Source organism: Pseudomonas sp. NBRC 111139 (assembly GCF_001753955.1).
Taxonomy (GTDB): domain Bacteria; phylum Pseudomonadota; class Gammaproteobacteria; order Pseudomonadales; family Pseudomonadaceae; genus Aquipseudomonas; species Aquipseudomonas alloputida.
Map to the genome: position 1 here is coordinate 148276 of NZ_BCBP01000019.1, position 25866 is coordinate 174141.

Genomic DNA, 25866 nt, shown 5'->3' on the forward strand with positions numbered 1-25866 from the left:
GGTGTGCATGCGGGTTATGGCGTATCGAACTGTTTTTGAAAGCGCAGTGCACCCGTCAACAGGCCTTCACGGAAGTAGAAACGTTGCGCGCGGGCGTTGGCCAAACCCGTGTCGAGCACCAGGCGTGCACAACCGCTGGCGCGCGCCAGTCGTTCCAAGGCTTGCAATAAGCGCGACCCCCACTGGCCACCCCGCTGAGCCTCGGCGGTTACAAGGTCATCGACATACAGGAATGCGCCGTAGACCAGGTTTTCCTGTAAGCGATAACCAGCCAGTGCTACAAGAACGCCTGCGTCATAAGCGCCAATCAGGCGATAGCCTTCAAGGCGCATACGCTCGATGCGGCGGACGAAGTCGGCTTCGCTCGTTAGATGAGGGCGCAATTGCTGCATTACCGGGAATGCGCTGCACAGGTCATGGGTGCTGTCCAAGGGACGCAGGGCGGTGTCGGCCAGGTCGAGCACGCTGGGTATGAAGTTGTGCAAAGGGAATTTCATGGGAGTTGCCCTCATCAGTAGGTGATGGCGCTATATTGGACTACCATTGACCCACTTGATTGAGCCAAGAAATGGGATATGAACTAGGCCATGATGACCTCCCCCAAGCCGCCTTTTGCTCCCTTGGAAGAGCAGTCCGCCTTGCCCCTGTATCGTCAACTGTACGACCGCGTGCTGGCCGCCGTTGCCGCTGGCACGTTGTCCCCCGGTGACCGCTTGCCGTCGGCGCGCGCCATGGCTAAGGAGCTGGGGGTGGCACGTGGCACCGTCGAACTGGCCTATTCGCTGATGGCCAGCGAAGGGTACCTCCTGGCGCTCGGGCAGAAAGGCACCGTAATCAATCCTGAACTGCAGAAGCCTGTGTCAGCGGCCACCGTATTACCAGTCAGCAGCCAAGTGATCGAAGACGCGCCTGATTCGCTCTGGCGCCCACCGCAGTTGTTGCCGTTCCAGATGGGGGTACCGGCGCTGGATGCATTTCCGCGCAAGATATGGGCGCGTCTCGGTGCTCGGTATCTCCGTGGGATGCGTCTGGGAGATCTGGACTATCCAGCACCCCACGGCCTGGCAGCGTTGCGCAGCGCCATTGCTTCGTATCTGCAGGTGTCCCGAGGTATCGATTGCGGTGCCCATCAGGTGTTTATCACCAGCGGTTGGCGCAATAGCCTGTCTTTAGTCGCACATACCCTGTTGCAGCCAGGCGAGTGCGCCTGGGTGGAAGACCCGGGCTATCCCACTACGCGCCAGGTGCTTCGCCAGTTCGGCCTGGACCTGGAAGCGGTGCCGGTTGATGCCGAAGGCATGAACGTAGAACACGCCATCGCGGGTTCTCGGGCTGCTCAGGTCGTCATGGTGACGCCAGGGCATCAGAGCCCGCTGTCGATGGCACTGTCGCTGCCACGCCGACAACTGCTACTCGATTGGGCTGCCCGCACCGGTGGCTGGATTGTCGAGGACGATTACGACGGCGAGTACCGCTACGTCAGCCGTCCACTTCCAGCGCTGGCCAGCTTGGATCGCCATGGGCGCGTGCTGTATGCCGGCACCTTCAGCAAGGTGCTGTTTCCCGGTATTCGCCTGGCTTATCTGGTGGTGCCGCAGGCGCAGGTGGCAGCGTTCGAGCGCGTCGGACGGGCCTTGTTTGCTGCCGGGTCACCGTCAATTACCCAGGCTTTGGTGGCGGAGTTCGTTGCCGAGGGACACTTCGCTCGGCACATCCAACGCATGCGCCGCCTCTACAACGAACGACGGGCATTGACCATCGAAGCACTGGAGCGGAGTTTGCCGAAGGGTATGCAGGTGGAACGCTCGCCAGGCGGTATGCACCTGGTACTGCGTTTGCCGGAGGACGTAAGCGACACCGCCCTGGCCGAGCAGGTGCTGGCGAGGGGCATGTCGGTACAAGCGTTGTCGCGCTGGGCTGCCTCATCGCAGCGTCAGTCAGGTCTGCTCCTGAGTTTTACCAACTGCGCCACGACTGCTCCAGGCGAGCAGCTTGGCGCGTTGATCAGCAAGTTACTCAGTTGAGGTTGGCCTTGTTCAGGCCGAACAGTTCATCGGACGAGCCCGGGATCGCCTGGAAAGCCACATTGAGGCGATTCCAGCCATTGATGGCGACGATCAGGAACGACAAATCCGACAGCTCCTGCTCGGAAAACTGCTCACGCGCACTCGCATACAGGCTGTTGGAGATGCCATGAGGCGGCAGTTGGGTCAGGGCTTCAGTCCACTCCAGCGCCGCCCGCTCTGCTGGCGAAAACAGCTGTGACTCACGCCAGACGGCCACGTGGTGAAGACGCAGCTCGCGCTCGCCATGGATCTTGGCCTCTTTCACATGCATATCCACGCAGAACGAACAGCCGTTGAGCTGCGAAGCGCGCAACATGATCAGGTGGGCGAGATCGGCCAGTAGCGGCTTCTTGCTCAGTTGCAGGGTGAGCTCCACCAGTTTGTTGGACGCTTGGGGAGACAGTTTGAAGTAATCAAGGCGGTTGTTCATGGGTAGTTGCTCGTAGTGGGTGGATGGTTGATGGAGCCCACTGTAGCAACGCTTGGAATAGCCCCACAGGGCCAAGATAGTAGCTTCGAACTAGGCCATATCTGTATCGAAGTGCGCCATGATCACCTATCGAGCGATAGGGTCGAAGGGGCGCAATAGGCCGTTTATTGGCCTCCGCAAATGGCCGCAATGGGTCGAAAGCGGACACTGGCGAACGGCCACTTTCGACCCAAAGCGGGCTCTGGCGATGGGTTCTCAGAAGTTGCCTGCGGCAATGGGGTTATAACGTCAGACTTCACAATCCGGGCGGAGGGAGTACCCATTATTTCTGGACTTACCGGGTTACATCCACCCTTTGTCCTGCGGCAATCCATTGCGAAATTCCACCAGCCAAGCGCTCTGCGTCGCGGCCACTCGATCTCAGAATCGCGACTGCTTCGACAGAGAGTACGCAATAGGGGTCACGGCAGTAGGCGATCACAGGGAAATCACCAGGAATGTCAGCAAGCCGCTGTGCCAGTTCGTGAACTGGGATGCTGATGGCGCCTGGCACATGTGCCGAGGAAAACTCGGCATCGGGACGAACATCCAGCAGTATCACTGAGCCGTCAGCCAGTCGTCGGAGAAGCTCCTGCACAGAGACTCCCTCCAAATGCACTGTTGGGTCTCGGCTATCTGCAACCACTTGGCGTACAAGGTCCTGCTGAAAGTCGACAAAGCCTTTGAGGGCCGCGAGCACCGGTGCAAGCGGACCATCCCCCAAGCGATACAGCATGTGCTTACCTGAGCGGCGCGCGGCGACAAATCCGGCACGGCGAAGGTGTTGAAGATGCTGAGAGGTATTGGCGATTGTTAGCCCGGACAACTCGGCCAGCTTCTCGACGGACTGCTCACCTTTAACCAGATGCTCAAGAAGTGTCAGGCGTTGCGGGTTGCCCAACGTCTTGGCGACGTCGGCAATGGGGACGAACCGTTCAGTGGCATGTGGGACTGGGTGTGTGCTCATTGACAGCACGATATCACCGCAATAACATTCAATCAATCAATTGAATGTTATTGCGGCAGAGCTGGACAAGAAACGTCCATGAAAGGTCGCCGCTTCATACCCAACCTTAACCCTAGCCAGGAAAAGATATGAGCACTTTTGCTAACGATCCAACCATGGGCGCCCTTTGGGCCTGCTTCGTTATCGCGGTAGCGGCCAGCAGCATCGCCTACACCATCACCATGACCGAGTTGTTTGTCCCGGTGCGGACCTGGAGCCAGAAGCTGGGGCACATGGTCGGCTACCTCTTCAACTGCTTCTACTGCATGAGCCATTGGGTCGTATTCGCTGGCGTACTAATCTACAAACCAGTCTTGCTGAGCAGCGGTTATCTGGCTGTCGATCTCCTGGTGTCGATGTTCTTCACCATCACGCTCAGCGCCTTCGTCTGCGGTTTCATCTTCAAGGTGTTCCTGGTCGCGATGGCCATGAAAATCAAAGAGAAAGAAATCAAGGAAATCCTTTCCAAGAAGTGATGGTTGTTCATATGCCTGGGTTCCATCAGCTTGTGAGCTACAGCTAGGCAATCGAAGCTTTAGAGCAAGCCCACCTACAGGTTAGTTCCCCCTCCACCAACGGCAGCTATGGGTCGGAAGCGGTCTGTCGCGAATGGCAGCTTTCGACTCGTCTCGGCCTTTCTTGAAAACGAACAGGATCAGGTCACTCACTGGACAACAGCATCGAGCGTTTGGCCTGCATCGCTGATGAGCTTGAACAGCAGATCGCTTAGCGCCCCGCATCCCGATTGAGATTGGTAACCTGGGTCATTGACTGATTAGGCAGTCCTTCGAGACTGGCAGAGATTGGGCAGGGTTAACCAACCATTCCGCAGGGACTGGTTTCAGCTTCCACATTTTTGATACGCAAACGGTGGAAAGCCCGTCTCCTCCCACAATCTTCACAGCTTTTTCACATTCAGCGTGGGAAAGTTAATAATCCCTACGTGTGATAGATCTTGCCCGCCTAGCAGCGGGCTTTCTTTTGCCCGCAATTACCGTCATTGCAGGACACTCCAAGAATGAGTGATCGCTGGCATCTGAGGCACAGCGACCACCAAAGTGCTAATTTTGACGTCTAAGCCACCCGCTGCACGGCAGGCTGCTGATCAGTCGCGAGGCGTCTTGCACGCCCTACACCCCAAGCCAATGCTCTAGTCATTGACTCACCCGGTCGAGAATCGAAAGCTTCTTCGTGAAGGGCCATGCCACATCCCGCGTAGACGCCGATGAACATTTGCGTCTGACCGGTGCGCGAGAGCCTGACCTGAACATCGATAGTGGTGCCGTCATCGAGCTCCTCGTCATGGGTACGATGATGAAGCACTGGATCCGCCCAATCCCAAAAAACGTCACCTCGAATACGCATGCCGCCCTCCTACGACTTTAGTCTTATACGGAAACCTAACCATAGCAAAGCGAGGCGGCAGTTCAATGACAGCATGACGATCGCCCTGGAATATCAGACAGTTGGCTTGAATAGCGATACAGATAATTTTTTTTGTATAAGCTTGAGGCCGAAATCGGTGTGTAGCGAAGCTGAATCGCTTAGTTACCGGGAGGGGATATGAAGCGTGATGCGGATCGCCGATCACCTCTGAAGGTGCCTGACAGGCTATGCTGATTTCGGCTCAATGCCGGTGCTCGTCCAATGGAAAGGACTATGGTCTCATGCATTCGAACCCACATGCTGTTGCTCGCCCGCTTTGCAGTGTTGTTCAACCTGCTGATGATGCCGCTCGAACGTGTTTTGCGTAACGCTCCAGTTGAAGAGTCTCTGATCCTCGAAAGCTTTTGCAGCGTTTATTGCCTGCAAAGCTTGCCGAAGTCCTCCTTGGCGCAGAACAAGGTCGATCAGTCAGATATAACCGGTCATGCGCTCGGCGGCGCCAGGCTAGGCCGGACGCTAAGCGATCAAGGCTGGCAGCTGAGTCGCTATCAAACCTGCTGCCGTGGCCTTGAGAATGGAAGGGGTCAGCTTGTCGCGCGGCAACCATTTACAGGCCGCGATCTCATTGCAGGCTACGACCTTGTCGCCGCCGTGAAAGTGAGTGATGAAAATGTGGTGGATGGTTGATTCCACGGTTATGGTGGACAAGTAAAGTAAGCCATGGCCGTTGATGCTCGTTTCTTCCCGAAGCTCTCGCTCCGCAGCGGCAAGTGGAGTTTCGCCCGCTTCGATCGCCCCGCCTGGGAAATTCCACTTTCCCCCTTTCTTGCGCACCAGCAGCACCTTGCCGCTGTGCAGACAGATGATTGTCGCTCTCGCTTTTAACTTTCCTTTGTTCCTGTCTGGCATCCGCAGGCTCAACTGTTCACATCAGGATTTAGCCGACTCGCTGGGAAATTGAGAAGGCGTTCTTCCCAAGAGACTTATGGGTAAGACGACTCGTTCAACGAAATGAGCGCAGGAGAGCCAGTTTGTAGCCGACCAACAGAGAATTGCATCAGCACAGGACACATTCGCTGTTGCCTCAGGTTTAAACCGAGAGCTCGCAGATCCCTTTAATCCATGTCAAAAACTACCTAACCGATCAGGGTGGATGCCAGATCCAAGGCTGGTATTCACCATGAAAACTACCTCTTCCGTCCTTTTTCTTGCTTGTCTGATGTCACTCGGTGCCGCAGCTCTAGGTACGCCGGAGCGCTCGGATCTCGGACTCGTGCAGCGGCAGATCACTGCCATCGAACTGTTGGCTGACCGCGCAAACAGCAGCTCCGTCGACGCCGCAGGCGCCCGCTACCGCTTCGATTACTCGAGGTTCGCGGCGGACCTCAAACGCATGCGCCACGGCATCCAAAAATACCTGTCCCCCTCGCGTGCGCAGCCAGCTGACATTGTTGAGCTGACCGGTGATTACCATGCTCAAGGTGCCTTCGTGAGACCATCCGATGAGCATGACTGACGCCCAACTAAGCGCGTTTTCTGCCGTGGCCGGGTTCACTCCGCAGCTCAGCTCAGTGCTCTGGCGCTCATCGGTGCTGGTGCTCGCACTCCTCTGGTGCACCTGGGCCCTGTGGACCGGTTACCGCGGCTGGGCGGCCGGCAACCTCAACTTCGGTGCGCTCGGCGGCAGCACACTGCGCCTGGCCCTCGCCCTGATCGTGCTGATGTTCTTCATGCTGTCGTAATCAGGAGACCTTGCCATGAACCTCCCCCGTAATTGTCATCGCCCACTCGCTCTGCTGCGGGAATCCTGTTCGAAAGCCCTGTTCGGCGGTCTGATGCTGTTGAGTTCGACACTGGCCTGGGCCGACTTGCCGACCATGGAAGCACCGTCTCGCGGTGAGGGGGCGGGACTGATCGACACCATCAAGAACTACGCCTACGACGGTGGCATCCTGCTCGGCCTGCTGATCGCCACTCTAGCCTTCCTAGGCGTGGCCTGGCACTCACTCACCGTCTACGCCGACGTGCAGAACCAGCGCAAGACCTGGAAGGACCTCGGTGCCGTGGTCGGCGTCGGCGCCCTGCTGGTGGTGGTGATCCTGTGGTTCCTCACGAAAGCCGCGACGATCCTTTGAGGTCACCATGTCCGACGCCCCAGCCACTCTGCCTGACGGCACTCTGACCTTCCTCCCCGAGCGCCTCAACCGTGACCCGGCTGTTTTGCGCGGGCTCACCAACGACGAGATGTGGGTCGCGCTGATCGTCGGGGCCGGCTTGGGTGTGATCCTTGGTGCACCGCTGGCGGTGGCCACAGCCTCCATCGCCACCCTCCCTACCTGCATGTTCCTCTGTATGGCGCTGGCGTTGCTAGGTGGCGGCAAGCTGATGCGCCGAGCCAAGCGCGCCCGCCCGGAAACCTGGTTGTACCGACGTCTACAGTGGCACCTGGCCGTGCACTGGGGCATAGGTACCCATCGACTGATCCTGTATTCGGGGCCCTGGACCGTCCGCCGTTCACGTCGACATATGAGGGCCGTTGCATGAGCCGCTTCCGCAACAAGGTGGATGCGCAGCAGGCGCATATCTTCAGCCTGCGTTTGGCCGTTTCGATCCTGGCACTGCTGTGCTGCGGGCTGTGGTACGGCTGGCAGTCCTCGCCCTCCGAGCTGACCATTCACGTGCCGCCCGACCTGCGCTCCGGCAGCACACGCAAATGGTGGGATGTACCCCCGGAAAACATCTATGCGTTCGCGCTGTACATCTTCGGCCAGCTCAACCGCTGGCCCACCGACGGCGAAGTCGACTATCACCGCGCCATCTTTGCCCTGCAACCCTACCTGACACCGGCGTGCAAGACCTTCTTCGACGGCGACTTCGAGTACCGCAAAGCGGCTGGCGAACTGCGCGGGCGGGTGCGTGGCGTATACGAGGTGCTGGGCCGCGGCTACAGCGACGACCCCGACCTGCGGGTGAAGCAGCTGGATAAGCACAGCTGGCTGGTCAAGCTCGACCTCAACGCCGACGAGTACTACGCCTCCGAACCGGTGAAACGCGTGGTGGTGCGCTACCCGCTACGGGTGGTGCGCTTCGACGTCGACCCCGAGCACAACAAGTGGGGCCTGGCCCTGGACTGCTACGAAGGCACACCGCAGAAGCTGACGCTGCCTGGAGGTGCGAGATGATGCGTGTCTTGATCCTGATGCTGGCGATAGCCGCCGGCTGGTGTTCTGCAGTCGGTGCGGTCGAGGTCAAATACTGGGATCGCCTGCCGCTGGCCGTTCCACTTACGGTGGGCCAGGAGCGCGTCCTGCTGCTGGATGAGGATGTTCGCGTGGGGGTGCCGGGCACGATCGCCGGTAAGCTGCGTGTGCAGTCCGTCGGCGGTACGGTGTATCTACGCGCCTCTGACACCCTTCCCCCTACCCGGTTGCAACTGCAGTCGGTGAAATCAGGGGACATCATCCTGATCGACATCGAGGCGCTCGAGGGCAGCGAGGCACTAGAACCGGTCAAGATCGTGGTCCAGGCTAAGGCACCGGACGTGGAAGCTGCGAAGGACACATCACCTGCAGAGACCCCGGTACCGGTGGTGCTCACCCGCTATGCGGCGCAGAACCTCTATGCGCCCCTGCGTACCGTGGCACCGCTACCCGGTGTGCGGCGTGTGCCGCTGAGCGACTCTACCGCGTTCAGCACCTTGCTGCCCACCGAACGGGTTTCGATCAAGGCACTCGCCGCCTGGCGGCTGGGCGATTACTGGGTGACGGCTGTAAAGATCGTAAACCGCGGCCCCGGCAAGGTCGCGCTCGACCCGCGTCACCTGCAAGCCACGCTGTTCGCCGCAACCTTCCAGCACGCGGACCTCGGCCTTGCCGGCACGCCTGAAGACACCTCCGTGGCCTACCTCGTCACCCGCGGCGGCGACCTGAAGCATGCGCTGCTGTTGCCCCCGCCAAAGCCGGAGGCTGACGATCATGAAAGCTAACAGCCTGCTGAAATGGTTTGTGCCTGCGGTCCTGCTAGGCATCGTGCTGATCATCATCAAGTCCTGGGTGACCACCCCAGATGGCCAGCCCACTCACGATCCGGAGAATGCCACGCTCAGCGCGGAACAGGCCAAGGCCTTGGGCATCGCCGGCGACACTCCGCGCGACACCGTGGCCACTTTGATCGGCCAGGTCAAGGCGATGCGCAGCGAGATGCAGACGCTGAAGAAAGGCAACGATGCCCTGCAGACCGAGAACAACCGGCTGCGCACGCGCGAAGGCAATATCGATACGCGCATCCAGAGCACGCTGAGCAGTGTCACCCAACAGGTTACCGAACAACGCCAGCAGGCCAACGATGCTCGGCAGAAGGCCGAGCAGCAGCATCGCGAGACCCAAGGGCTGCTCTCCAGGCTCAAGGACCAGCTCACCGGTAAGCCCGCCGCAAAGTCGGATGTTCCTGCGGGATTCGGTCTTGAGCCAGGCGACGAGCAGCAGTTTGCAGGCCCTCAGGCACCGGCAGATGCGGTGCAGTGGATCGAACCATCGAATGCCCGCGCCGGCCAAGAGAACACCGGCAAAGCCGAGGGACCGCTGTCGTCGTTGACCTCGAAGTTCAAGGATCTGCACGGTCTGGACGACAACGCCATCGACCGTGGCCAAGATCGCTTACGGGCCGTCGCTAAAGGCGAACGTGACCTGGAGAACGCCCAGGACCGTACCGAAGGCGCCCGCCCCGTCTACACCATTCCCGAGAACTCGACGTTGATGGGTTCGATCGCCATGACCGCGCTCATTGGCCGGGTACCGGTAGACGGAACGGTGAATGACCCCTATCCGTTCAAGGTGCTGGTGGGGCCGGACAACCTCACTGCCAACGGCATCGACCTGCCGGACGTGGTCGGCGCGGTAATGAACGGCACCGCCGCTGGTGACTGGACATTGTCCTGCGTGCGCGGCCAGGTCGAGTCGATCACTTTTGTCTTCGGCGACGGCACCGTCCGCACGGTGCCGCAGCCGCAGAAGGTCGTCAGCCGCAATCGCAGCAGCACCCAGACCTCGGACACCGAGAAGATCCGCGGCGGCCTGGGCTACATTTCTGACCCCTACGGCATCCCCTGCATTTCCGGTGAGCGCCGCTCCAACGCCCAGCAGTACCTGGGCAGCCAGAGTCTGATCACTGCGGCCGGCGCCGGCTTTGCTGCAGCCCTGGGCAGCGAGCAGAACAACACCTCGTTCATCAACTCGGCCAGCGGCAGCCTTGGCCTATCCCAGAACAACGGTAACAGCGCGCTGAACTCGGTGATTAGCGGGGGCATTGGCGACATCCGTGAGTGGATCAACAAGCTCTACGGCGAAGCCTTCGCCGCCATCTACGTGCCCCCTGGGGCCAAGGTGGCCTTGCACCTGGACCACGAAATCAGCATCGACTACGAACCCAAAGGCCGGAGAGTGAACCATGAAAGCGCATCCGTCTCGGTACTGGATCTGGATTAGCCTGTTGCTCGGCCTGCACCTGGCCGGTTGCTCCACCAGCAAGGAGGAAATGCTGCCCCACGGCGATCACACCATGCTGGATATCTGGAACGGCGGTGGCTCGGTCGGAACTCAGCAACAGCTAGTTGAGGCGCGTGGAGAACTACGTCGCCCGGTGCTGGATCCTGAGCGCCTGAGCAAGGACCAGAGCGCCTACACGCGCACGGCGGCCAACGAAATCCGTGCCCAGTTCCCGCGTCTACCTAACCCAGACCTGGTCATGTACGTCTACCCGCATCTGGCCGGTACCCAACAGACGCCGGTGCCAGGCTACTCGACCGTGTTCCCACTGTACGAGAAGGTCCAGTACGCGCTGCCCGGCGAGCGCCTGGACGATCTGTGATGGCCGATGACACGAGTCGCGAACCACCATGTTGGAAGTCTTGGCGTGCAGTGCAACGTCGGCGCGCCACGCTGGCCGACGAGGCCGCCCAGTACGCGCACAACCCCAGCTTCACCGACCACTTGCCCTGGGTCGAATACCTCGAAGATGCGCAGTGCTTTCTGCTCGACGACAACCGTTCCGTGGGCGCCGTGTTCGAGCTGCAGCCGATCGGTACCGAGGGTCGTGAGCCCGAATGGCTGATGGCGGCACGCGATGCGCTGGAAGATGCGTTGCAGGACAGCTTCGACGAGTTCGACCAGGCGCCCTGGGTGGTGCAGTTCTTCTGCCAGGACGACAGTGACTTCGCCCCGTACCTTGAACGCCTGGAGCGCTACATCGCGCCGCGCGCGCGAGGTACGCCGTTCACCGAGGCTTTCCTCGCGTCGATGCGCCGCCATCTTGAAGCCGTCGGCAAACCGGGTGGGCTGTTCGACGACCATGTGGTGTCCCACCTGCCGTGGCGCGGCAGCAACCGGCGGATTCGCCTGGTGGTTTACCGCTGGCTCGGAGAGCAGGCCGACGAGGATGGGCAGAGCCCGGTTCAGCTGTTGAACCGCACCTGCGACCGCCTGGTGGCCTCGCTGCAGGCCTGCGGGGTCAGCCCTCGGCGGCTGACCGGGCGCGACTTTTACGCCTGGTTGTTGCCTTGGTTCAACCCGGCCCCAGCCCTCACTGGCGAGTTCCCCGCCGCGTTCTATCGACGTGTGCCCTACCCGGACGTGGATGACGGCGAGGAGCTGCCGCTGCCGTTCGACCACGATTTCGCCGAGCGGCTGTTCTTTCAAGAGCCGCGCTCCGATAGCGAGCAGGGCCTGTGGTACTTCGATCAAAAGCCTCACGCCGTGATGGTGGTCGACAAGTTGCGCAGGCCACCGCATATCGGCCAGCTGACCGGTGAAACACGCAAGGGCGAAGCGTTGAACGCCTTGTTCGATCAGTTGCCCGAGCGGTCGGTCATGAGCCTGACCTTGGTGATCACGCCCCAGGATGTGCTCGAGGAGCAGCTCAATCGCCTGGCGCGAAAAGCCATCGGCGAGAACCTCGCCTCCACCCAGACCCGCCAGGACGTGGAAGAGGCCCGCGCGCTGATTGGCCGCCAGCACAAGCTGTACCGCGGAACCTTGGCGCTGTACTTGCGCGGCGGCGATGAACAGCAGCTGCGCCAGCGTTCGGTCCAGGCCGCCAATGTGCTGCTCGGCGCCGGCCTACAACCGGTGCGCGAGGGCGATGAAGTGGCCGCGTGCAACAGCTACCTGCGCTGGTTGCCGATGGTCTACAACCCGGCGCGGGACACACGCAACTGGTATACCCGACTGCTGTTTGCCCAGCACGTCGCCAACCTGCTGCCGCTCTGGGGACGCAGCATCGGTACCGGCAACCCGGGCATCACCTTTTTCAACCGTGGCGGTGCGCCGCTGTCGTTCGATCCGCTGTCACGCTTCGACCGCTCGATGAATGGCCACCTGCTGTTGTTCGGCCCGACCGGCGCCGGCAAGTCGGCCACCCTGGTCTCGATCCTCATGCAGGTCATGGCCGTGTACCGGCCGCGGCTGTTCATCGTCGAAGCGGGCAACTCCTTCGGCCTGCAGGGCGACTATTTCGCCACCCTCGGCCTAACCGTCAACAAGGTTCAGCTCAAACCGGGCAGTGATGTGAGCCTGGCGCCGTTCGCCCATGCCCGGCGCCTGATCGAGCATCCGGACCAGGTCGCCAGTTTGTCGACCGAAGACCTGGATGAGTCCACGCCGGACAGTGACGAGCAGCGCGATGTGCTGGGCGAGTTGGAGATCACCGCTCGGCTGATGATCACCGGCGGCGAAGCCAAGGAAGAGGCGCGCCTGACCCGGGCGGACCGCAGTCTAATCCGCGAGTGCATCCTCGATGCCGCCCGGTACTGCGCGACGACTGAGCAGCAGGTGCTGACCCGCCATGTCCGCGATGCCCTGCGCAAGGTCGCCAGCGACACCCACCTGCCCGACAAGCGCCGTGAGCGTGCGCAGGAGATGGCCGAGTCCATCGACCTGTTCTGCCAGGGTTTCGAAGGTGCATTGTTCGACCGGCCCGGCACACCCTGGCCGGAGAGCGACGTGACGATCGTCGACCTCGCCACCTATGCCCGTGAGGGCTACGAGGCGCAGATGTCCATCAGCTACATCAGCCTGATGAACACGGTGAACAACATCGCCGAGCGCGATCAGTACCTGGGGCGACCGATCATCATGGTCACCGACGAAGGCCACATCATCACCAAAAACCCGCTGCTGGCCCCCTTTGTGGTCAAGGGCACGAAGATGTGGCGCAAGCTCGGCGCCTGGTTCTGGCTGGCAACACAGAACATGGCCGACTTGCCCGATGCGGCGCAGACCATGCTCAACATGATCGAGTGGTGGATCTGCTTGAACATGCCGCCGGCGGAAATCGAGGAGATAGCCCGATTCAAGAAACTCACGCCGGCGCAGAAAGCGTTGCTGCTCTCCGCGAGCAAGGCCTCGGGCAAATACACCGAGGGCGTGGTCCTGTCGAAGAACCTGGAGACGCTATTCCGGGCGGTGCCACCGAGTCTGTACCTCGCCTTGGCCATGACCGAGCCGGAGGAAAAAGCCCAGCGCTGGCGGTTGATGGAGGAGCAGCAACAGACAGAGCTGGAGGCCGCCCTTCAGGTCGCGGCGGAGATTGATCGCCTGCGCGGCATCTCATGAATGACACCGTCAGGGCTATTCGAGCCCTTCTGCTCAATAAGAATCGGAAAGAGCACATTTGTTTTCCTCTGGCAGTTTGCTCATCTCGCGCCGCTAAATCGAGCGCCCGACGAAACCGATCACCCCGGACTCGGTTTGTCCGCCCTCTTCCAGCACCGGATCCGGGATGCTGAAACTTGGCGCACGGATGCACACCGCTGTCACCTGCCGAGCGTTGCCCATGAACGTCACCGCCTTCACCCGAAGCAGATCGCCGAAACCCAGAACGGCTCGCCGGAGCCGAGCCTTCACCGCGGCAGCTCTGCTGGTCGCCGCCGAGCAGTGTCTGGCATTGACCACGCCTTCCATCATCGCCTCCGTCGGGTCGCTGCAGTGCCTGGAGTACCGAGTCGTCGGCATCTGCTACTGGCTACTTTGTACGCCCTTCGGCTGCACGATGCGAACCTCACCAAAGATCCGTCACTTCATTCCCGAGCTGGTGGTATCGAGCTATGCCGACACCGGCGCCAATCCCTGGAGCGAGATGTCGGCGCTATCGGCGCCGACGCCGGCGTCGCAAGGGGGTGGCAACCTGATCACGCCTTCGCCGCAGCGCGATAACCTGCCCAGGTTCAAGAATGTCGACGGCATTGGCCATCCCGGCGGGGCAGCTCTCACCGCTTTGGCGCATACGTTCGGCTATGCCTGCCCAAGTGGGGCGGTGCCATTTGCGCCCTACTACCTCAGCACGCTCGACCCGTTGGCGTGGCGCCAGGCGATCCCCGAGTCGGTCTACCCGCAGGCACTGGTCCCGGGAATGCGTGAGATCGGCAATCAGGCACTCGGCGACATGTGGGGCAGCGTGTATCCGCGGCACGGTTTTCTGGTGCAGCCCGATGATTTCAAGGCAGCTGCCGTGATGGCCCAGCGCGCCAGCGACTTCATCACCCGCGTCGGCCAGCCGCATGTCTATCTACCGCTGCAGCCGATGCCGGCTCCCGGCTACTGGCCGCCGCAGCCGGTGATGGAGAACAACGTCAACAATCATCGCTGGCAATTACTCACCCCGGTCATCCAGAACACCTGCGCCATCTTCCCTAGCCCAACGGTCCAAAGCGCCGACGGCGCCTATGCCTGGTCGCTGTGGCGGCCCTACCGCTGCTGCCAGCGCATGGGCCAGACGTTTCTGTTCAGCATCGACTTTGATGGAGGCCAATGATGAACAACATCACGCTCGGATTGGTGTGCTTCCTCATGTGTGCCGCAGGCCATGCTGCCGAGAACGGCTACCACCTCGGTGACCAGGCGCCGGTCCTGGATGACCGCGTGATGTACACCATCGGCGGCGGTTCCGCGGCGGGAGCGCCCTCCTCGCTCTACCGCCCCAATGGCCTCGGCGTGGGCATGTCCTGGCGGGCCAACATGATGTGCGGAAACATGAACCTCTCGAACACCCTGCAGAACCAGCTCAATGGTGCCACCCAGGGCTTTCAGCAGATCATGGGCAACGTCATCCAGAACGCCACACAGGCGGTCATGTCGCTGCCGGCGATGATCATCCAGCGCGCCAACCCCGGGCTGTATGAGCTGCTGAGCAATGGCGTGCTGCAGGGACGCATCGACTTCGATCGTTCCAAGCTCACCTGCCAGGCGATGGCGGCGAAAATGGCCGACAAGGTCGACCAAGCCGGCTGGGGCGCGCTGGCTCAGAATCAGGAAATGCAGCACAACCTCGAGCAGTCCGGCGGCGATGCCGTAATGGCGGTGAAGGATACCGAGTCGAACAACGGCAACAACGGCGTCAGCTGGGTCGGCGGGCAGAAAGCTGGCGGCAACGGCCAGCAACCTATCCGGGTGACATCGGACGTGGTCAAGGCCGGCTACAACTTGCTGCACAACCGGGCCGTCGAGGACACCTCCGCCGTCGGGTCGGCTTGCCAGAATGGCGCCATCTGCCAAGCCTGGTCGAGCCCCGAGGAGGCCTCGGAATGGGCGACACGGGTGCTCGGTGAAACCGAGGTGGAAACCTGCGATGACTGCGAGACGCTGCGCGCAACCGCCGGTACGGGTCTGTCGCCGCTGATCCAGGAAACCTACACGGAACACCTGGAAGGCCTGCAGCACATGGTCTCAGGCGCCGACCAGCCTACCCCAGAGAACCTCAGCAAGGTCTCCAGCCCCTTGTTGCAGGTCTCCCGCGGCGTCATCGAGGGGCTGCGCGATGACCCCGACCAGAACTTGCTGGCCCGGCGCCTGGCCAGTGAGACCGCGCTGTCCAGCGTGATCTACAAGGCGATGCTGCTGCAGCGCACGCTGTTCGCCGGCAGCCACGAACCGAACGTGGCATCGGCGCAGCCCGCCACCACCGCCCTCAACAGCAACGTCGAAACCCTGGAACGGGAGATCCGCCTGCTGCAAACCGAACTGCAGGTACGCCAGTCGCTGGCCACCAATACCGCCAGCCTGGTCCTCGATCGCCACGCCGGCGGCGCCGACGCCTCGCGCAGTATTGATCAGCGCGATCCGGAGCCGGACCGACTGCGTCGGGCTGACCAGCAAAGGAGCACGCCATGATGCCGATTTCTGTGAGGTCCATGATCGCCCAAATGCTGCTGATCCTCGGCACCATGCTGATCATGTTGCTGATTGCCTGGATGGCACTACAACTGCCCGCCGCCCAACTGGATTGGCTCGCACCAACGCGGGCGACTGCCGCCTACTTCGCGGGGTGGCGCGCCCTGCTGTACACCCTGATCTTCATCGGTTGGACCAAAGCGTTGCACATGCGATCTGCGCCTGTGGACCAGCAACGGCTAAAGCGTCTGGGATTGATTGGCTTCAGCTCGATCATCCTGGTCGAACTGTCTCGCGTGTGAGGTGCAGCCATGAACATGAGCACCAACAGCTACCTCGAGTACTACCTGTCGCTGCTGGCCTGGATCATCAACAACGGCATCTGGAACACGCTGGTGGACACCGGGCTGTTCGCCGCTCCCTTCGGTGCGGTCATCCTGCAGGAATGGCTGTCGGCCCGCCAACAGGGTGCTGACGAAGGCAACAAGGGCCTGCTGTCGATCCCTCGCGTCGAGAACCGGTTGTGGATGAGCTACGTGGTCATTCTGTTCGGCTGCATGCCGTTCTTCCCGCTGAACCTGTCCTCCGTGACTTTCGACGATGCCGCGAGCCAGCGCTGTGGGGTGTCCATGGCCAGGCCCGCGGACACGGCCTGGGCCACGACTTTCAACACCATCGGCGAGAAGTCAGCGAACGTGCCGGTGTGGTGGTTCCTCGTGCATGCCATGAGCAAAGGCATCACCGCCGCTGCCACCGCGGCGATTCCCTGCGCGCCCGACATCCGGGCGATGCGCATGGAGATCGACAGCTCGAGGATCAACGACCAGGTGCTGCTACAGGAAGTCGCCGACTTCACCCGGGACTGCTACGGTTTTTCGCGCTCGCGGCTGTTCACCAATCGCCCCGAGCTGGACGAGTCGCAGAGCTACGACGCGTCCTGGATTGGCTCGACGTACCTACTCAACACACCGGGCTACTACGATACCGACCGCTCGCGAACGCCCCGAGTCGATTGGCCATACGACGAAACTCGAGACACCTCCCTGCCTCGGCTCGACAACGGCGCCGGCTACCCCACCTGCAAGCAGTGGTGGAGCGACGGCACAATCGGACTGCGCGATCGCTTGGTGGCCGAGGTTGATCCATCGCTGCTATCGCAGCTGCGGGGCTGGCTGACGGGGCGCACCTCTACGGAGGTCGAAGACGCCACCTTACGCGAGCTGGTAAGCCCACGGCAGCAATCATTGAGCATGGCACCTGGGCAGGTGTTCCAGGACTATGGCAGTAGCGCGAGAGGCGGATCGCTGACGCAAGGGCTGAACAACCTAGCCACCAACACCGGCCTGGCACTGGGCTCGTTCAGCAACTTCCCAGCGATGAATGCGCTGCGCGCGGCATTGCCGATGGTCCAGGCCTTTATGATCATGGGCACGATCATCAGTTTGCCGCTGGTACTGCTGATCAGTACCTATCAACTCAAGGCGCTTATGACGATCACCTTCGCGCTGTTCACGCTGCACATGCTGACGTTCTGGTGGGAGCTCGCGCGCTGGATCGACTCGAGCATGCTGGAAACTCTGTACAACCAAGTCTCTGCTACAGATCAGGCGCTGTTGTCGTTGCCGACAGCAGGCTTCATGGACGGAACGGTCACCGCGCAGGTGATCGAGTACGTCATGGGCGCAATGTTTGTTTTGCTACCGATGATCTTTATCGGTGCAATGAGTTGGGCGGGGTATAACGTGGGAAGTGCTATCCAGACACTTCTTACTCGTGGAACAGAGGCCGCTCAGACACAAGCAGGAAGAGGCTCAACACAGCTAATGACAGGTGTCCAGAAACTCAAATAAGACTCTACTTGAGCGACCCGTACTCGTCATACAGCTCTGGATATTTGTGTTGATGTTGAGGGTGACTGACCTGATGCACACCAGGTTCCTCATCATCGGATGCCGTAATGGGGAGTATCGCCATGGCCCAGAGAGCAACCATTCCGATCGCCAGGAAAAGTGCAACTGATGCAACCGCAAGGACGAGGAGCAACTTGATAATCTGCAAGCCAAATCGCCGATACTTGCAAGGTACTGAGACCAATATGCTGGAGTTCAGCACTTTCGTTTCGAGTCGCTGCATCATTCGACCAGCACCAACCGCAGTGCTAATGAGAAACCTGCCGAGACCGGTCCGGCCCGAACTGGCAGAAGCTGGAGTCGACATTTGATTGCCTCCCTTACCCGTCACCGCGCTTGCGGCCAACCACTACCGTTAATTTGGATCCAAGCTTTAGCTTACTCCTCTGTCGCTGAATTCCATGACCGTTGATCACTTGGACAACGCGGATTATCGGCAGTGGCGCTCATTGGATCGCGAAAATTGCCTCCACCGAAAAGCGCTATTGACGCTACATCGGTTCGCTTGGTAAACCAATTTTGCAATCGCTGGTTATCCAGCACCCCAGGTAGCCACAACCTTTGAGGCTACGTCACGCATGTGATGGTTACCCCGAAATGCGATTCGCGTTCGGCAGCTCGCATGGTCACCGATCCCCAGTGATGAACGCTTTCTAATCCCCCGGGTTCATTGAACCTGCGTCTTCGTTGCACCTTACTCACATCCATTCCAGTGCTGGGAGCTCTCCCACACGGGATGACGTTCCTCCGCACCCTTTGGAGGATCTCATCATGCTGCGTTTCACAGGCACTGAACTTCACGCCGTGTTGGCCGAGGCAGGTATCAATGGTTGCAGACTGATACTGGTCAAGGACCACGGTGTTTACCTCATGTCCGAGATCGGCGAAAGCAAACCGGACGGTGGCGGCCGCAAACGCGTGGCCTATGCCACTGGCTGCAACCCCAACGTCGACGACTTCGACACCTGGTGGAATCGCGCCCGCGATGAGTTCGGCGGCGATGATTTTGCCGAGTATTTCGACATTGATGATCCTGTCCTCGCCAGCCTTCGCGGTACCGCAGGATCGCTGGTGGTGGAGGCCGCCTCCACCCACCTGTACCTGGCCGCTGAGGTTGATCCCGCAGGCAAATCTTGACGCAGATGCGAAGTCCACGCGTATCCAGTGCGGCACCTTAACCGGGCCGCTTTGGACGCATCTCGCATTATTCTTCAGTCGCTTGAAGATCGCCATTTGTCAGGAATCCAAGGCCTGTAGTCTTCGCTGGACCTCCCTGGATAGAGCCCTCCATTGGAGGTAGGGATCGGAGATTGACCTCACGTCCAAGCGCGGTTTAATACATGGACGCACCCTGTTCAATGCCTTGTTCAGATTGAGCAGGTCCACGCACGAACCTCACATGAGATGTCGCGGGATCAGCTACGCGGAGGTCCCAATGTCCAGGATGAAGCGCTTTTCCAATGCGGTGGTGCTGAGCCCAGGCGTTTGGCAGCAGTTCATTGAACCTGCCACAGGCGAGGAACCGATTGGAAAATCAGCCATGCGTTTGGCAGACCTGCTAAACAGCGTGCAGGCTTCGGCTTCGCGTACCTCACACTGCCCCATCGAGCTGCAACTCGACCGTTCGAAGCGCGACGGCACTTCAGTATCTGCTCACCTGCTGCAGCTCCAACTGACTCGGATCACCCCACCCAGCGGCCCGGCCTTTCTGCTCATCCGACTGCGCGGGGAGATCGTTGTCGATATCGCCGCCCTCTGACCCTGTCAGCCACACTACTGCCTCACTACCCCACCGGGAACTCTTCCCGGCTGGGCAGCGTTCCCCTACACGCCCGGAGAACGCCATGTCCGATATCTATTTGGATGTCACCAACAAGATCGTCAGCGCCTTGAGCCAAGGCGTGATCCCCTGGATCAAACCCTGGACCACCACCGGTTCAAGTGCTGACTCCCCTTTCCCCATCAACGCCATCACCTGGACCACCACCGGTTCAAGTGCTGACTCCCCTTTCCCCATCAACGCCATCACCCGGCGGCCCTACGCCGGGATCAACATTCCTCTGCTGTGGGCCGAAGCCCGCCTGCGCGGGTACCGCCAGGATCGCTGGCTCACCTACAACCAGGCCCGCAAAGCTGGTGGTCACGTGCGCAAAGGCGAGCAATCGACCCTCGCTGTGCTGTACAAACCTATGAGTAAGGAAACACACGACGAAGACGGTCAGGTCGTACGTGATGAGCAAGGCAATATCAAGATGGTGCAGTTCGCACTGCTACGGACGCATTGCCTGTTCAACATCGAGCAGACCGAGGGGCTAACCAACGAAGAGCAGCCCCACGTCGAGGGTGAAGATCCGGTGGCGTTCATCGATGATGCACCTGCTGAGCGACTGTTGGCCGCCAGCGGCGCACGTATCGAGCATCGCTACGGGGATGACGCATTCTATCTACCGATACGGGATCTCATCCAATTGCCCACCAAGGCCCAGTTCGTGGACGTCGCCAGCTACTACGCAACCGCGTTACACGAATTGACGCACTGGTCGGGTCACCACGCCCGCCTTAACCGGGAAGGCATCACTGGCGGGCACGCGTTTGGCTCTGCAGCCTACGCCTTCGAGGAATTGGTCGCGGAGATGGGTGCGGCATTTCTCTGCGCCCTCACCGGCACCCAGGGCGAGCTGCGCCACGAAGAGTACCTGGCATCCTGGTTGAAGATCCTAAAGGAAGACAAGCGGGCCATCTTCCGCGCCAGTGGACAGGCGCGTGAGGCGTCCGAGTACCTGGTGGCACTGCAGTCGGATCAGTCCAGCGAGACGACCGAACGGCTCACGGCGTGACTTTTCACCTCAAGCACAAAGGCCCCAACCCAGACTGTGTGAAAACCTAGCAATCTGCCCGGCCCTTTAAGAAAATGCTCCGTATCGAAAGATACGGAGCATTTTTCGTTATGGCCTACATACAAGGAGAGTCCCGCAGTCAGACCAGCCTGTTCCCGGTCTCGCTGGAGGAATTGATCCCTGAAGATCACCTCGTACGGGTCATCGACCTGTATGTCGCCAAGCTGGATCTGGGTAAGCTCGGCTTTGAGAAAACTCAGCCCAAGGCCACAGGGCGCCCCGCCTACGATCCCGCCGATCAGCTCAAACTCTACCTTTATGGCTATTTCCAGCGCATTCGTTCGTCCCGTCGCCTGGAAGCTGAATGCCAGCGCAACATCGAAGTGATGTGGCTGATCAACCGACTTAAACCCGACTTCAAGACCATCGCCGACTTCCGCAAGAACAACAAAGCTGCGTTCGTTACGACGTGCCGAGCTTTTGTGCAGTTCTGCCGAACTGCCGGTTTGATTGCCGGTGACCTGGTTGCCATCGACGGGAGCAAGTTTCAGGCAGTCGCTTCCGCGCGACGCCACCTGAACTTGAATCAGCTCAAGCGTCAGGACGAGAAGCTGGATAAACGCATCGCCCAATACCTGGCTGACCTGGATGCCGCTGATAAGACTGAGGGTGAGCCGGTGGTAGATCGTACTGCGATCAAGGCAGCCTTGGCGGAGCTTGAGGCCAAGCAGCAAGACAATCGCAGTTGCCAGGCCTTGATGCAATCGATGGGACTGGAGCAATTCAACACGCACGAAAGCGATGCCCGAATGATGCGCACGCCAAAGGGGGCTCGTGTTGCCTATAACGTGCAGACTGCTGTCGACGCAGAACACTGTCTCATTTTGCATCACGAGGTGACGCAGGATGGTGATGACCGCAAGCAACTTGAACCCATGGCGAAAGCTGCCAAGGCTGAGTTGGGGCAAGAATCGCTAACCGTGACAGCCGATATGGGTTACTCAAATGGCCTGCAGTTCCAGGCTTGCGAAGAAGCCGCCATTAGCGCGTATGTGCCGCCAAACCGAACCTCGAACCCAGGTGGAGAGGCATTATTCGAGCGCAAGGACTTTACCTACGATGCCGAACAGGATCGGTACCAGTGCCCGGCAGGTCAGTGGCTAACGCTGAAGCAGCGCTACAAGGGCGACCGGATCTACCAGGCGGCGATCAATGATTGCGCCAGGTGCGCGCTGAAAGCCCAATGCACGACGCCCAAGCGCCGCTATGTCTCGCGTCACGCTCAAGAGGAAACCTTCGAGCGCATGGCGCAGCGGATGCAGCTACATCCAGAGATGATGGAGCGGCGTCGATCCATCGTTGAGCACCCGTTTGGCAATCTCAAACAATGGCTATTTGGAAACGGGCGCTTCCTGCTGCGACAACTCGAAGGCACAAGAGCTGAAATGGCTCTTGCTGTGACCGCTTACAACCTCAAGCGGGCGATTAGTGTCTTGGGGGCCAAGCAAATGATGCGACTGATGGGCCGAAGAGCCTTTTTCAGCACAAAAACAAACGCCCCGAACAAGTCGGGGCGTTTGTTTTAGGCCTGTCAGTGTGTTTTCACACAGTCTGAACCGGGGTCTTTGTTTTGCCTGCAACGCCGAGCATCGGCCGCTTCAATTGAGCAAGCAATTACTGCAGCCAGCTCTCGACGGTATCCGAGCCGTGCTCCTGCTTCCACTGCTTGAGGATCTTGTGATTACCGCCCTTGGTTTCGACGATCTCGCCGCTGTGCGGGTGTTTGTAGCGCTTGACCTCACGCGGCTTGCGCTGAGCGCCGGTGGAGGCGTTGGAAGTACTCACGCTTACGCCCTTGGACGGGTCGAGAATGGTGATGACCTGGCGCAGGTTCATGCCGTACTGATCCAGCAAGGCCTTGAGCTTTTGTTCAAACTCGATTTCCTGCTTCAGGCCGGAATCGTTTTTCATCGCGTCCAGTTGTTGAAGTTGAGCAGCCAGTTGAGCTTCCAGTGCTTTGAATTCGGCAAGTTTGGACATGTGAAATATTTCCTAGGGTTGGGGCATGTGTTGCGATAGTACCTGAGATAGAACTACTAGCCGAGCGCTAATGCTTTCCTCAACTAACTTTTCATCCTTCAAAATGCGCACATACCTATGTGACTAATCAGTCCGACAAGAACTGGCAGAGGTGACCTACTAGTTCCCGAGGCGCGGGACTGTTACAAATCTTGAACAACATATCGCGCTGACTGCGTGGAGGCTGTTTCGCACAGCGCTTGGCTGCTGATCGAATGGCAGCATCCGACCCATGAATCCGGTCGGCCAACAGCACGATCAGTATGGCATCGCTCAACGTCATCAGACCATCTACCTCAAAATGATGCCGGGCAGTCTACCCCGCGAGAAAAGGACAGGCCATTCCGGCCCCACACGTAACCCGATGCGCCAGTCTTCGAATTTTCTCGTTCGCGAAAAGGGCCAATGAGATAAAGGGTAACGGCGGCAATGGAAGGGGCACAAGGGTAAGAGGCCTATCCGAAAAGGCAAAAGGACCTTCTGAATGCAAAGCAGGTAGTGCGATGAAGCGTTGGTGGTTCAAACATCAAAAAGGCAATGGCGCGGAGCCCACGCTCGCTCCGGCTCCCGAGGGATTTCTCCTCCCACTCGCCTCTGAATCCCTGCTCGGTGCCAACCACCGGAAAAAGCTGTTGGAGCGCATCTGGCAATACACGGCGCTCTCCGAGCCGCAGTTCAATCAGCTCTACCTTGACCCGATCCGCCGCTACGCCGCCTATGTACAGCAACTCCCTGCCAGCGAAAGTCACCACCATGCCTATCCGGGCGGCATGCTGGACCATGGACTAGAACTGGTTGCCTGCAGCCTGAAGCTGCGCCAGTCATACCTGTTGCCCAGCGGCGCCGCACCGGAAGACCAGGCTGCGCAGGCCGACGCCTGGAGCGCGGCGATTGCCTACGGCGCCCTACTCCACGATATTGGCAAGATTGCCGTCGACTTGCTGGTTGAATACCAGAATGGCGAAGTGTGGCACCCCTGGCACGGCCCTTTGAACCAGGCCTACCGCTTTCGCTACCTGGCCGGCCGCGACTACAAGCTGCACGGCGCTGCCACCGGGTTGCTGTACACCCAGATTTTGACGTCACTCCAACTCGACTGGCTCAGCAGCTTCCCGGTCCTGTGGGGCCACCTGTTGTACCTACTGTCCAACCATTACGAGCATGCCGGCACCCTCGGCGAATTGGTGCTGCAAGCGGACCGGGTATCCACCGCGCAGAACATTGGTGCCAACCCCACCAAGGCTCTGCAGGCACCCAAACACTCGTTGCAGCACCATCTGCTCATGGGTCTACGTCATCTGGTCAAGAACGAGTTCAAGCTCAACCAGCCCGGTGCCGCCGGTTGGCTCACCGAAGATCACCTCTGGTTGGTCAGCAAGACCGCCACCGACAAATTGCGCGCTTACCTGCTGGCTCAGTCGGTCGACGGCATCCCCTCCTCCAACATCGCCCTATTCGATGAACTGCAATCACATGGATTGGTGGATGCGACACCGGAGGGCAAAGCGGTATGGAGCGCCACCGTCGCAGACAATGACTGGCAACAACGCTTTACCTTTCTCCGCCTGCAGCCAAACCTGGTGTGGGCAGATGAGCCCCGACCAGATTACTTTAGTGGCACGGTGGAGCCGATGACGGTCAATCCCCTGTTGTCGAGTGCATGCAGCGAATCGAGCACAGATAGACCGCAACCTGCCGCGGATGCGACGCAGCCGGCCGCCGCTCCCCAGACTGAGGATTTCGATTACCTAGACGAACTGATGGATATGTTGGAAGAGCCACGTCAGCTGCAGACTGAATCAAGCACAGGAAGCCTGCAGCCTGCCACTACGCTTTCCTGGGATGTCGTGGGGCTGGACTTCCTTGAGTGGTTGCGCAAAGGAGTTCTCAGTCATCGGTTAGTGATCAACGACAGCAAGGCCAAGGTCCACACCGTGGAAGGCACTTTTTTCCTGGTCACACCGGGCATTTTCCAACGATACGCAGCCGAGCATCCGATGTTGGTCGATGCAGATTTTCAGAATAACGCCTGGCGACGCCTCCAACGCCAATTTGAGAGGCTAGATGTTCATGTGAGAAAACCCAATGGCCAGAACATTTGGACTTGCAGCGTACGAGGCCCGCGGAAAACCACGTACCTCAATGGCTACATCCTGCGTGACACCAATCTTCTAGGCTTGCCGCCTTCTCCAGACAACCCGTTCCTTTCTCTCCGACCTCCGACACCCTAAGTCACTTTTTGTAAGCTACATTTTTTGTTATCACTGTCATGACCCGATTGCTCTTATGAGGGCGATTGCCCATGATCAAAGAACCCCGCGCCCGCGCTGAGCTGCTGAAGACCTTGCTACTTTGGGGAGGGCGCCTTGGCAATGCCCGACTACGCGAGCTGCTTGGTATGAAGTTAAGCGCAGTGCGGCTTCGCCGCACCAAACACCGCGATCACACGGGCTAATGCGGTTTCGGTACCAGCTCGCATGTCCATAGGCTCCGTGGCCAGCCAAATCGCATCGATGCGAATCATTGAGCGACAGCCCGGATAAATTGCGCACAGCTCTCGGGAGCTGAGGTTGGCCGTTTCACCGTGATCACTTGCCCGGCCATGGCTAACTCAATGATCACTGACGCGTCAGCTGGCCGTTTAGGGGCAGCCTTCAGTGGCACAAAGGCCGGTAGCGAGTTTGTCGCGGACTGGTCTCGATAGAGCGGAAGCCATTTGCCGATGACGTTGGCGTTGATGCCGTGGCTGATGGCGACACTGGACACGGTTGCGCCAGGTTGCAGGCATTCCTAAACGACCTGGGCTTTGAAAGGCTTCGGATAAGAGCTTCGTTGGCGCATGGAGATCCTGGCGATAAGGGTGATCGCGTCCGCTTAAAAAAATACGCGGACACCATCGCCCTTAAAGCTGGAGTTCGGAAGGTGAGTTCGCCGGACGCTTACTCCGATTCATT

The 25866-nt window shown here is 59.8% G+C and carries 29 protein-coding genes and 1 pseudogene; 20 read left to right on the forward strand and 10 right to left on the reverse strand.

The genetic code is table 11. From position 1 onward, the window contains the following. Window positions 1–14 precede the first annotated feature (14 nt). Complete coding sequence (locus tag BJQ17_RS05100) at window positions 15–497, reverse strand: GNAT family N-acetyltransferase (RefSeq protein ID WP_012314953.1); 483 nt, start codon at window positions 495–497, stop codon at window positions 15–17. A gap of 90 nt (window positions 498–587) precedes the next feature. On the opposite strand from BJQ17_RS05100, the gene BJQ17_RS05105 reads away from it, so the two are divergent. Beyond that, window positions 588–2024 (forward strand): PLP-dependent aminotransferase family protein, encoded by a 1437-nt coding sequence (locus BJQ17_RS05105; RefSeq protein ID WP_012314954.1) that lies wholly within the window; start codon window positions 588–590, stop codon window positions 2022–2024. Here BJQ17_RS05105 and BJQ17_RS05110 read toward each other — a convergent pair. Both BJQ17_RS05110 and BJQ17_RS05115 read right to left on the reverse strand, forming a co-directional pair. Then, complete coding sequence (locus BJQ17_RS05110) at window positions 2017–2496, reverse strand: carboxymuconolactone decarboxylase family protein (protein WP_012314955.1); 480 nt, start codon at window positions 2494–2496, stop codon at window positions 2017–2019. The genes BJQ17_RS05105 and BJQ17_RS05110 overlap by 8 nt on opposite strands. 334 nt (window positions 2497–2830) lie before the next feature. Further along, a complete protein-coding gene (locus BJQ17_RS05115; RefSeq protein ID WP_139139749.1) occupies window positions 2831–3502 on the reverse strand; it encodes a metalloregulator ArsR/SmtB family transcription factor in 672 nt (223 codons plus the stop codon). A 128-nt stretch (window positions 3503–3630) separates the two neighbouring features. On the opposite strand from BJQ17_RS05115, the gene BJQ17_RS05120 reads away from it, so the two are divergent. Next, on the forward strand, window positions 3631–4017 hold the full coding sequence (locus tag BJQ17_RS05120) for a DUF1360 domain-containing protein (RefSeq protein WP_070095656.1): 387 nt from the start codon (window positions 3631–3633) through the stop codon (window positions 4015–4017). A gap of 598 nt (window positions 4018–4615) precedes the next feature. Here BJQ17_RS05120 and BJQ17_RS05125 read toward each other — a convergent pair. Further along, the gene (locus BJQ17_RS05125) at window positions 4616–4906 is read right to left on the reverse strand and encodes a hypothetical protein (RefSeq protein ID WP_041167227.1); all 291 of its coding nucleotides are present in this window, start codon (window positions 4904–4906) and stop codon (window positions 4616–4618) included. Window positions 4907–5443: 537 nt separating this feature from the next. Continuing rightward, complete coding sequence (locus tag BJQ17_RS05130; RefSeq protein WP_041167228.1) at window positions 5444–5836, reverse strand: NUDIX domain-containing protein; 393 nt, start codon at window positions 5834–5836, stop codon at window positions 5444–5446. Window positions 5837–6107: 271 nt separating this feature from the next. On the opposite strand from BJQ17_RS05130, the gene BJQ17_RS05135 reads away from it, so the two are divergent. The 9 genes from BJQ17_RS05135 to BJQ17_RS05175 are packed head-to-tail and all read left to right on the forward strand — an operon-like array spanning window position 6108 to window position 13533. Next, window positions 6108–6443 (forward strand): RAQPRD family integrative conjugative element protein, encoded by a 336-nt coding sequence (locus BJQ17_RS05135; RefSeq protein ID WP_041167229.1) that lies wholly within the window; start codon window positions 6108–6110, stop codon window positions 6441–6443. After that, window positions 6430–6669 (forward strand): TIGR03758 family integrating conjugative element protein, encoded by a 240-nt coding sequence (locus tag BJQ17_RS05140; protein WP_041167230.1) that lies wholly within the window; start codon window positions 6430–6432, stop codon window positions 6667–6669. Before BJQ17_RS05135 ends, BJQ17_RS05140 begins: the two co-directional genes overlap by 14 nt. A gap of 15 nt (window positions 6670–6684) precedes the next feature. Further along, window positions 6685–7062, forward strand: coding sequence for a TIGR03745 family integrating conjugative element membrane protein (locus BJQ17_RS05145; protein ID WP_070095657.1), 378 nt, complete (start codon window positions 6685–6687; stop codon window positions 7060–7062). Window positions 7063–7069: 7 nt separating this feature from the next. Beyond that, entirely contained in the window at window positions 7070–7471 is a 402-nt protein-coding gene (locus tag BJQ17_RS05150; protein ID WP_070095658.1) for a TIGR03750 family conjugal transfer protein, read from the forward strand. Beyond that, complete coding sequence (locus BJQ17_RS05155; protein WP_070095659.1) at window positions 7468–8109, forward strand: PFL_4703 family integrating conjugative element protein; 642 nt, start codon at window positions 7468–7470, stop codon at window positions 8107–8109. Before BJQ17_RS05150 ends, BJQ17_RS05155 begins: the two co-directional genes overlap by 4 nt. Further along, entirely contained in the window at window positions 8106–8912 is an 807-nt protein-coding gene (locus tag BJQ17_RS05160) for a TIGR03749 family integrating conjugative element protein (protein WP_070095660.1), read from the forward strand. Before BJQ17_RS05155 ends, BJQ17_RS05160 begins: the two co-directional genes overlap by 4 nt. Continuing rightward, window positions 8902–10410, forward strand: coding sequence for a TIGR03752 family integrating conjugative element protein (locus BJQ17_RS05165; RefSeq protein WP_070095661.1), 1509 nt, complete (start codon window positions 8902–8904; stop codon window positions 10408–10410). Before BJQ17_RS05160 ends, BJQ17_RS05165 begins: the two co-directional genes overlap by 11 nt. Beyond that, window positions 10373–10792: a TIGR03751 family conjugal transfer lipoprotein gene (locus BJQ17_RS05170; RefSeq protein ID WP_070095662.1), complete on the forward strand. Its 420-nt coding sequence runs from the start codon at window positions 10373–10375 to the stop codon at window positions 10790–10792. Before BJQ17_RS05165 ends, BJQ17_RS05170 begins: the two co-directional genes overlap by 38 nt. Continuing rightward, on the forward strand, window positions 10792–13533 hold the full coding sequence (locus BJQ17_RS05175; protein WP_070095663.1) for a conjugative transfer ATPase: 2742 nt from the start codon (window positions 10792–10794) through the stop codon (window positions 13531–13533). The genes BJQ17_RS05170 and BJQ17_RS05175 overlap by 1 nt, the downstream gene beginning before the upstream one ends. Before the next feature lie 93 nt (window positions 13534–13626). Here BJQ17_RS05175 and BJQ17_RS32005 read toward each other — a convergent pair whose 3' ends face one another. Beyond that, window positions 13627–13755, reverse strand: a complete 129-nt coding sequence (locus BJQ17_RS32005) for a hypothetical protein (RefSeq protein ID WP_256559446.1) — start codon at window positions 13753–13755, stop codon at window positions 13627–13629. On the opposite strand from BJQ17_RS32005, the gene BJQ17_RS05180 reads away from it, so the two are divergent. From BJQ17_RS05180 to BJQ17_RS05195, 4 genes are read left to right on the forward strand one after another with little or no spacing between them, the layout of a single operon-like run. After that, entirely contained in the window at window positions 13754–14731 is a 978-nt protein-coding gene (locus BJQ17_RS05180; protein ID WP_070095664.1) for a TIGR03756 family integrating conjugative element protein, read from the forward strand. The two genes, BJQ17_RS32005 and BJQ17_RS05180, sit on opposite strands and share 2 nt — an antisense overlap. Further along, window positions 14731–16086, forward strand: a complete 1356-nt coding sequence (locus BJQ17_RS05185) for an integrating conjugative element protein (protein WP_070095665.1) — start codon at window positions 14731–14733, stop codon at window positions 16084–16086. The genes BJQ17_RS05180 and BJQ17_RS05185 overlap by 1 nt, the downstream gene beginning before the upstream one ends. Then, window positions 16083–16388, forward strand: a complete 306-nt coding sequence (locus BJQ17_RS05190; RefSeq protein ID WP_070095666.1) for a hypothetical protein — start codon at window positions 16083–16085, stop codon at window positions 16386–16388. Before BJQ17_RS05185 ends, BJQ17_RS05190 begins: the two co-directional genes overlap by 4 nt. A gap of 9 nt (window positions 16389–16397) precedes the next feature. Then, a complete protein-coding gene (locus BJQ17_RS05195) occupies window positions 16398–17936 on the forward strand; it encodes a conjugal transfer protein TraG N-terminal domain-containing protein (RefSeq protein ID WP_070095667.1) in 1539 nt (512 codons plus the stop codon). Between the two features lie 4 nt (window positions 17937–17940). Here the strand turns inward: BJQ17_RS05195 and BJQ17_RS05200 are convergent, their stop codons facing one another. Then, on the reverse strand, window positions 17941–18303 hold the full coding sequence (locus tag BJQ17_RS05200) for a hypothetical protein (RefSeq protein WP_070095668.1): 363 nt from the start codon (window positions 18301–18303) through the stop codon (window positions 17941–17943). Between the two features lie 464 nt (window positions 18304–18767). Here BJQ17_RS05200 and BJQ17_RS05205 point away from each other — a divergent pair, with 464 nt between their 5' ends. The 4 genes and pseudogenes from BJQ17_RS05205 to BJQ17_RS05220 all read left to right on the forward strand — a co-directional run. Further along, the gene (locus tag BJQ17_RS05205) at window positions 18768–19133 is read left to right on the forward strand and encodes a DUF3085 domain-containing protein (RefSeq protein WP_080580318.1); all 366 of its coding nucleotides are present in this window, start codon (window positions 18768–18770) and stop codon (window positions 19131–19133) included. Between the two features lie 307 nt (window positions 19134–19440). Continuing rightward, window positions 19441–19755 carry a hypothetical protein gene (locus BJQ17_RS05210; RefSeq protein ID WP_014753702.1) on the forward strand — a complete coding sequence of 105 codons (315 nt, stop codon included), beginning with the start codon at window positions 19441–19443 and terminating at the stop codon, window positions 19753–19755. A gap of 85 nt (window positions 19756–19840) precedes the next feature. Further along, window positions 19841–20833, forward strand: a complete 993-nt coding sequence (locus BJQ17_RS05215; RefSeq protein WP_070095669.1) for an ArdC family protein — start codon at window positions 19841–19843, stop codon at window positions 20831–20833. Window positions 20834–20943: 110 nt separating this feature from the next. After that, window positions 20944–22359, forward strand: a pseudogene (locus tag BJQ17_RS05220) (IS1182 family transposase); the annotation flags it as partial. A gap of 148 nt (window positions 22360–22507) precedes the next feature. Here the strand turns inward: BJQ17_RS05220 and BJQ17_RS05225 are convergent. Beyond that, complete coding sequence (locus tag BJQ17_RS05225; RefSeq protein ID WP_014753704.1) at window positions 22508–22873, reverse strand: histone-like nucleoid-structuring protein, MvaT/MvaU family; 366 nt, start codon at window positions 22871–22873, stop codon at window positions 22508–22510. A 127-nt stretch (window positions 22874–23000) separates the two neighbouring features. Then, window positions 23001–23195 carry a hypothetical protein gene (locus BJQ17_RS32010; RefSeq protein ID WP_083285008.1) on the reverse strand — a complete coding sequence of 65 codons (195 nt, stop codon included), beginning with the start codon at window positions 23193–23195 and terminating at the stop codon, window positions 23001–23003. A 220-nt stretch (window positions 23196–23415) separates the two neighbouring features. On the opposite strand from BJQ17_RS32010, the gene mobH reads away from it, so the two are divergent. Then, window positions 23416–25143 (forward strand): MobH family relaxase, encoded by a 1728-nt coding sequence (gene mobH, locus BJQ17_RS05230; RefSeq protein ID WP_070095671.1) that lies wholly within the window; start codon window positions 23416–23418, stop codon window positions 25141–25143. 289 nt (window positions 25144–25432) lie between these two features. Here the strand turns inward: mobH and BJQ17_RS32460 are convergent, their stop codons facing one another. Beyond that, window positions 25433–25696, reverse strand: coding sequence for a hypothetical protein (locus BJQ17_RS32460; RefSeq protein WP_375731030.1), 264 nt, complete (start codon window positions 25694–25696; stop codon window positions 25433–25435). Window positions 25697–25866: the final 170 nt, after the last annotated feature.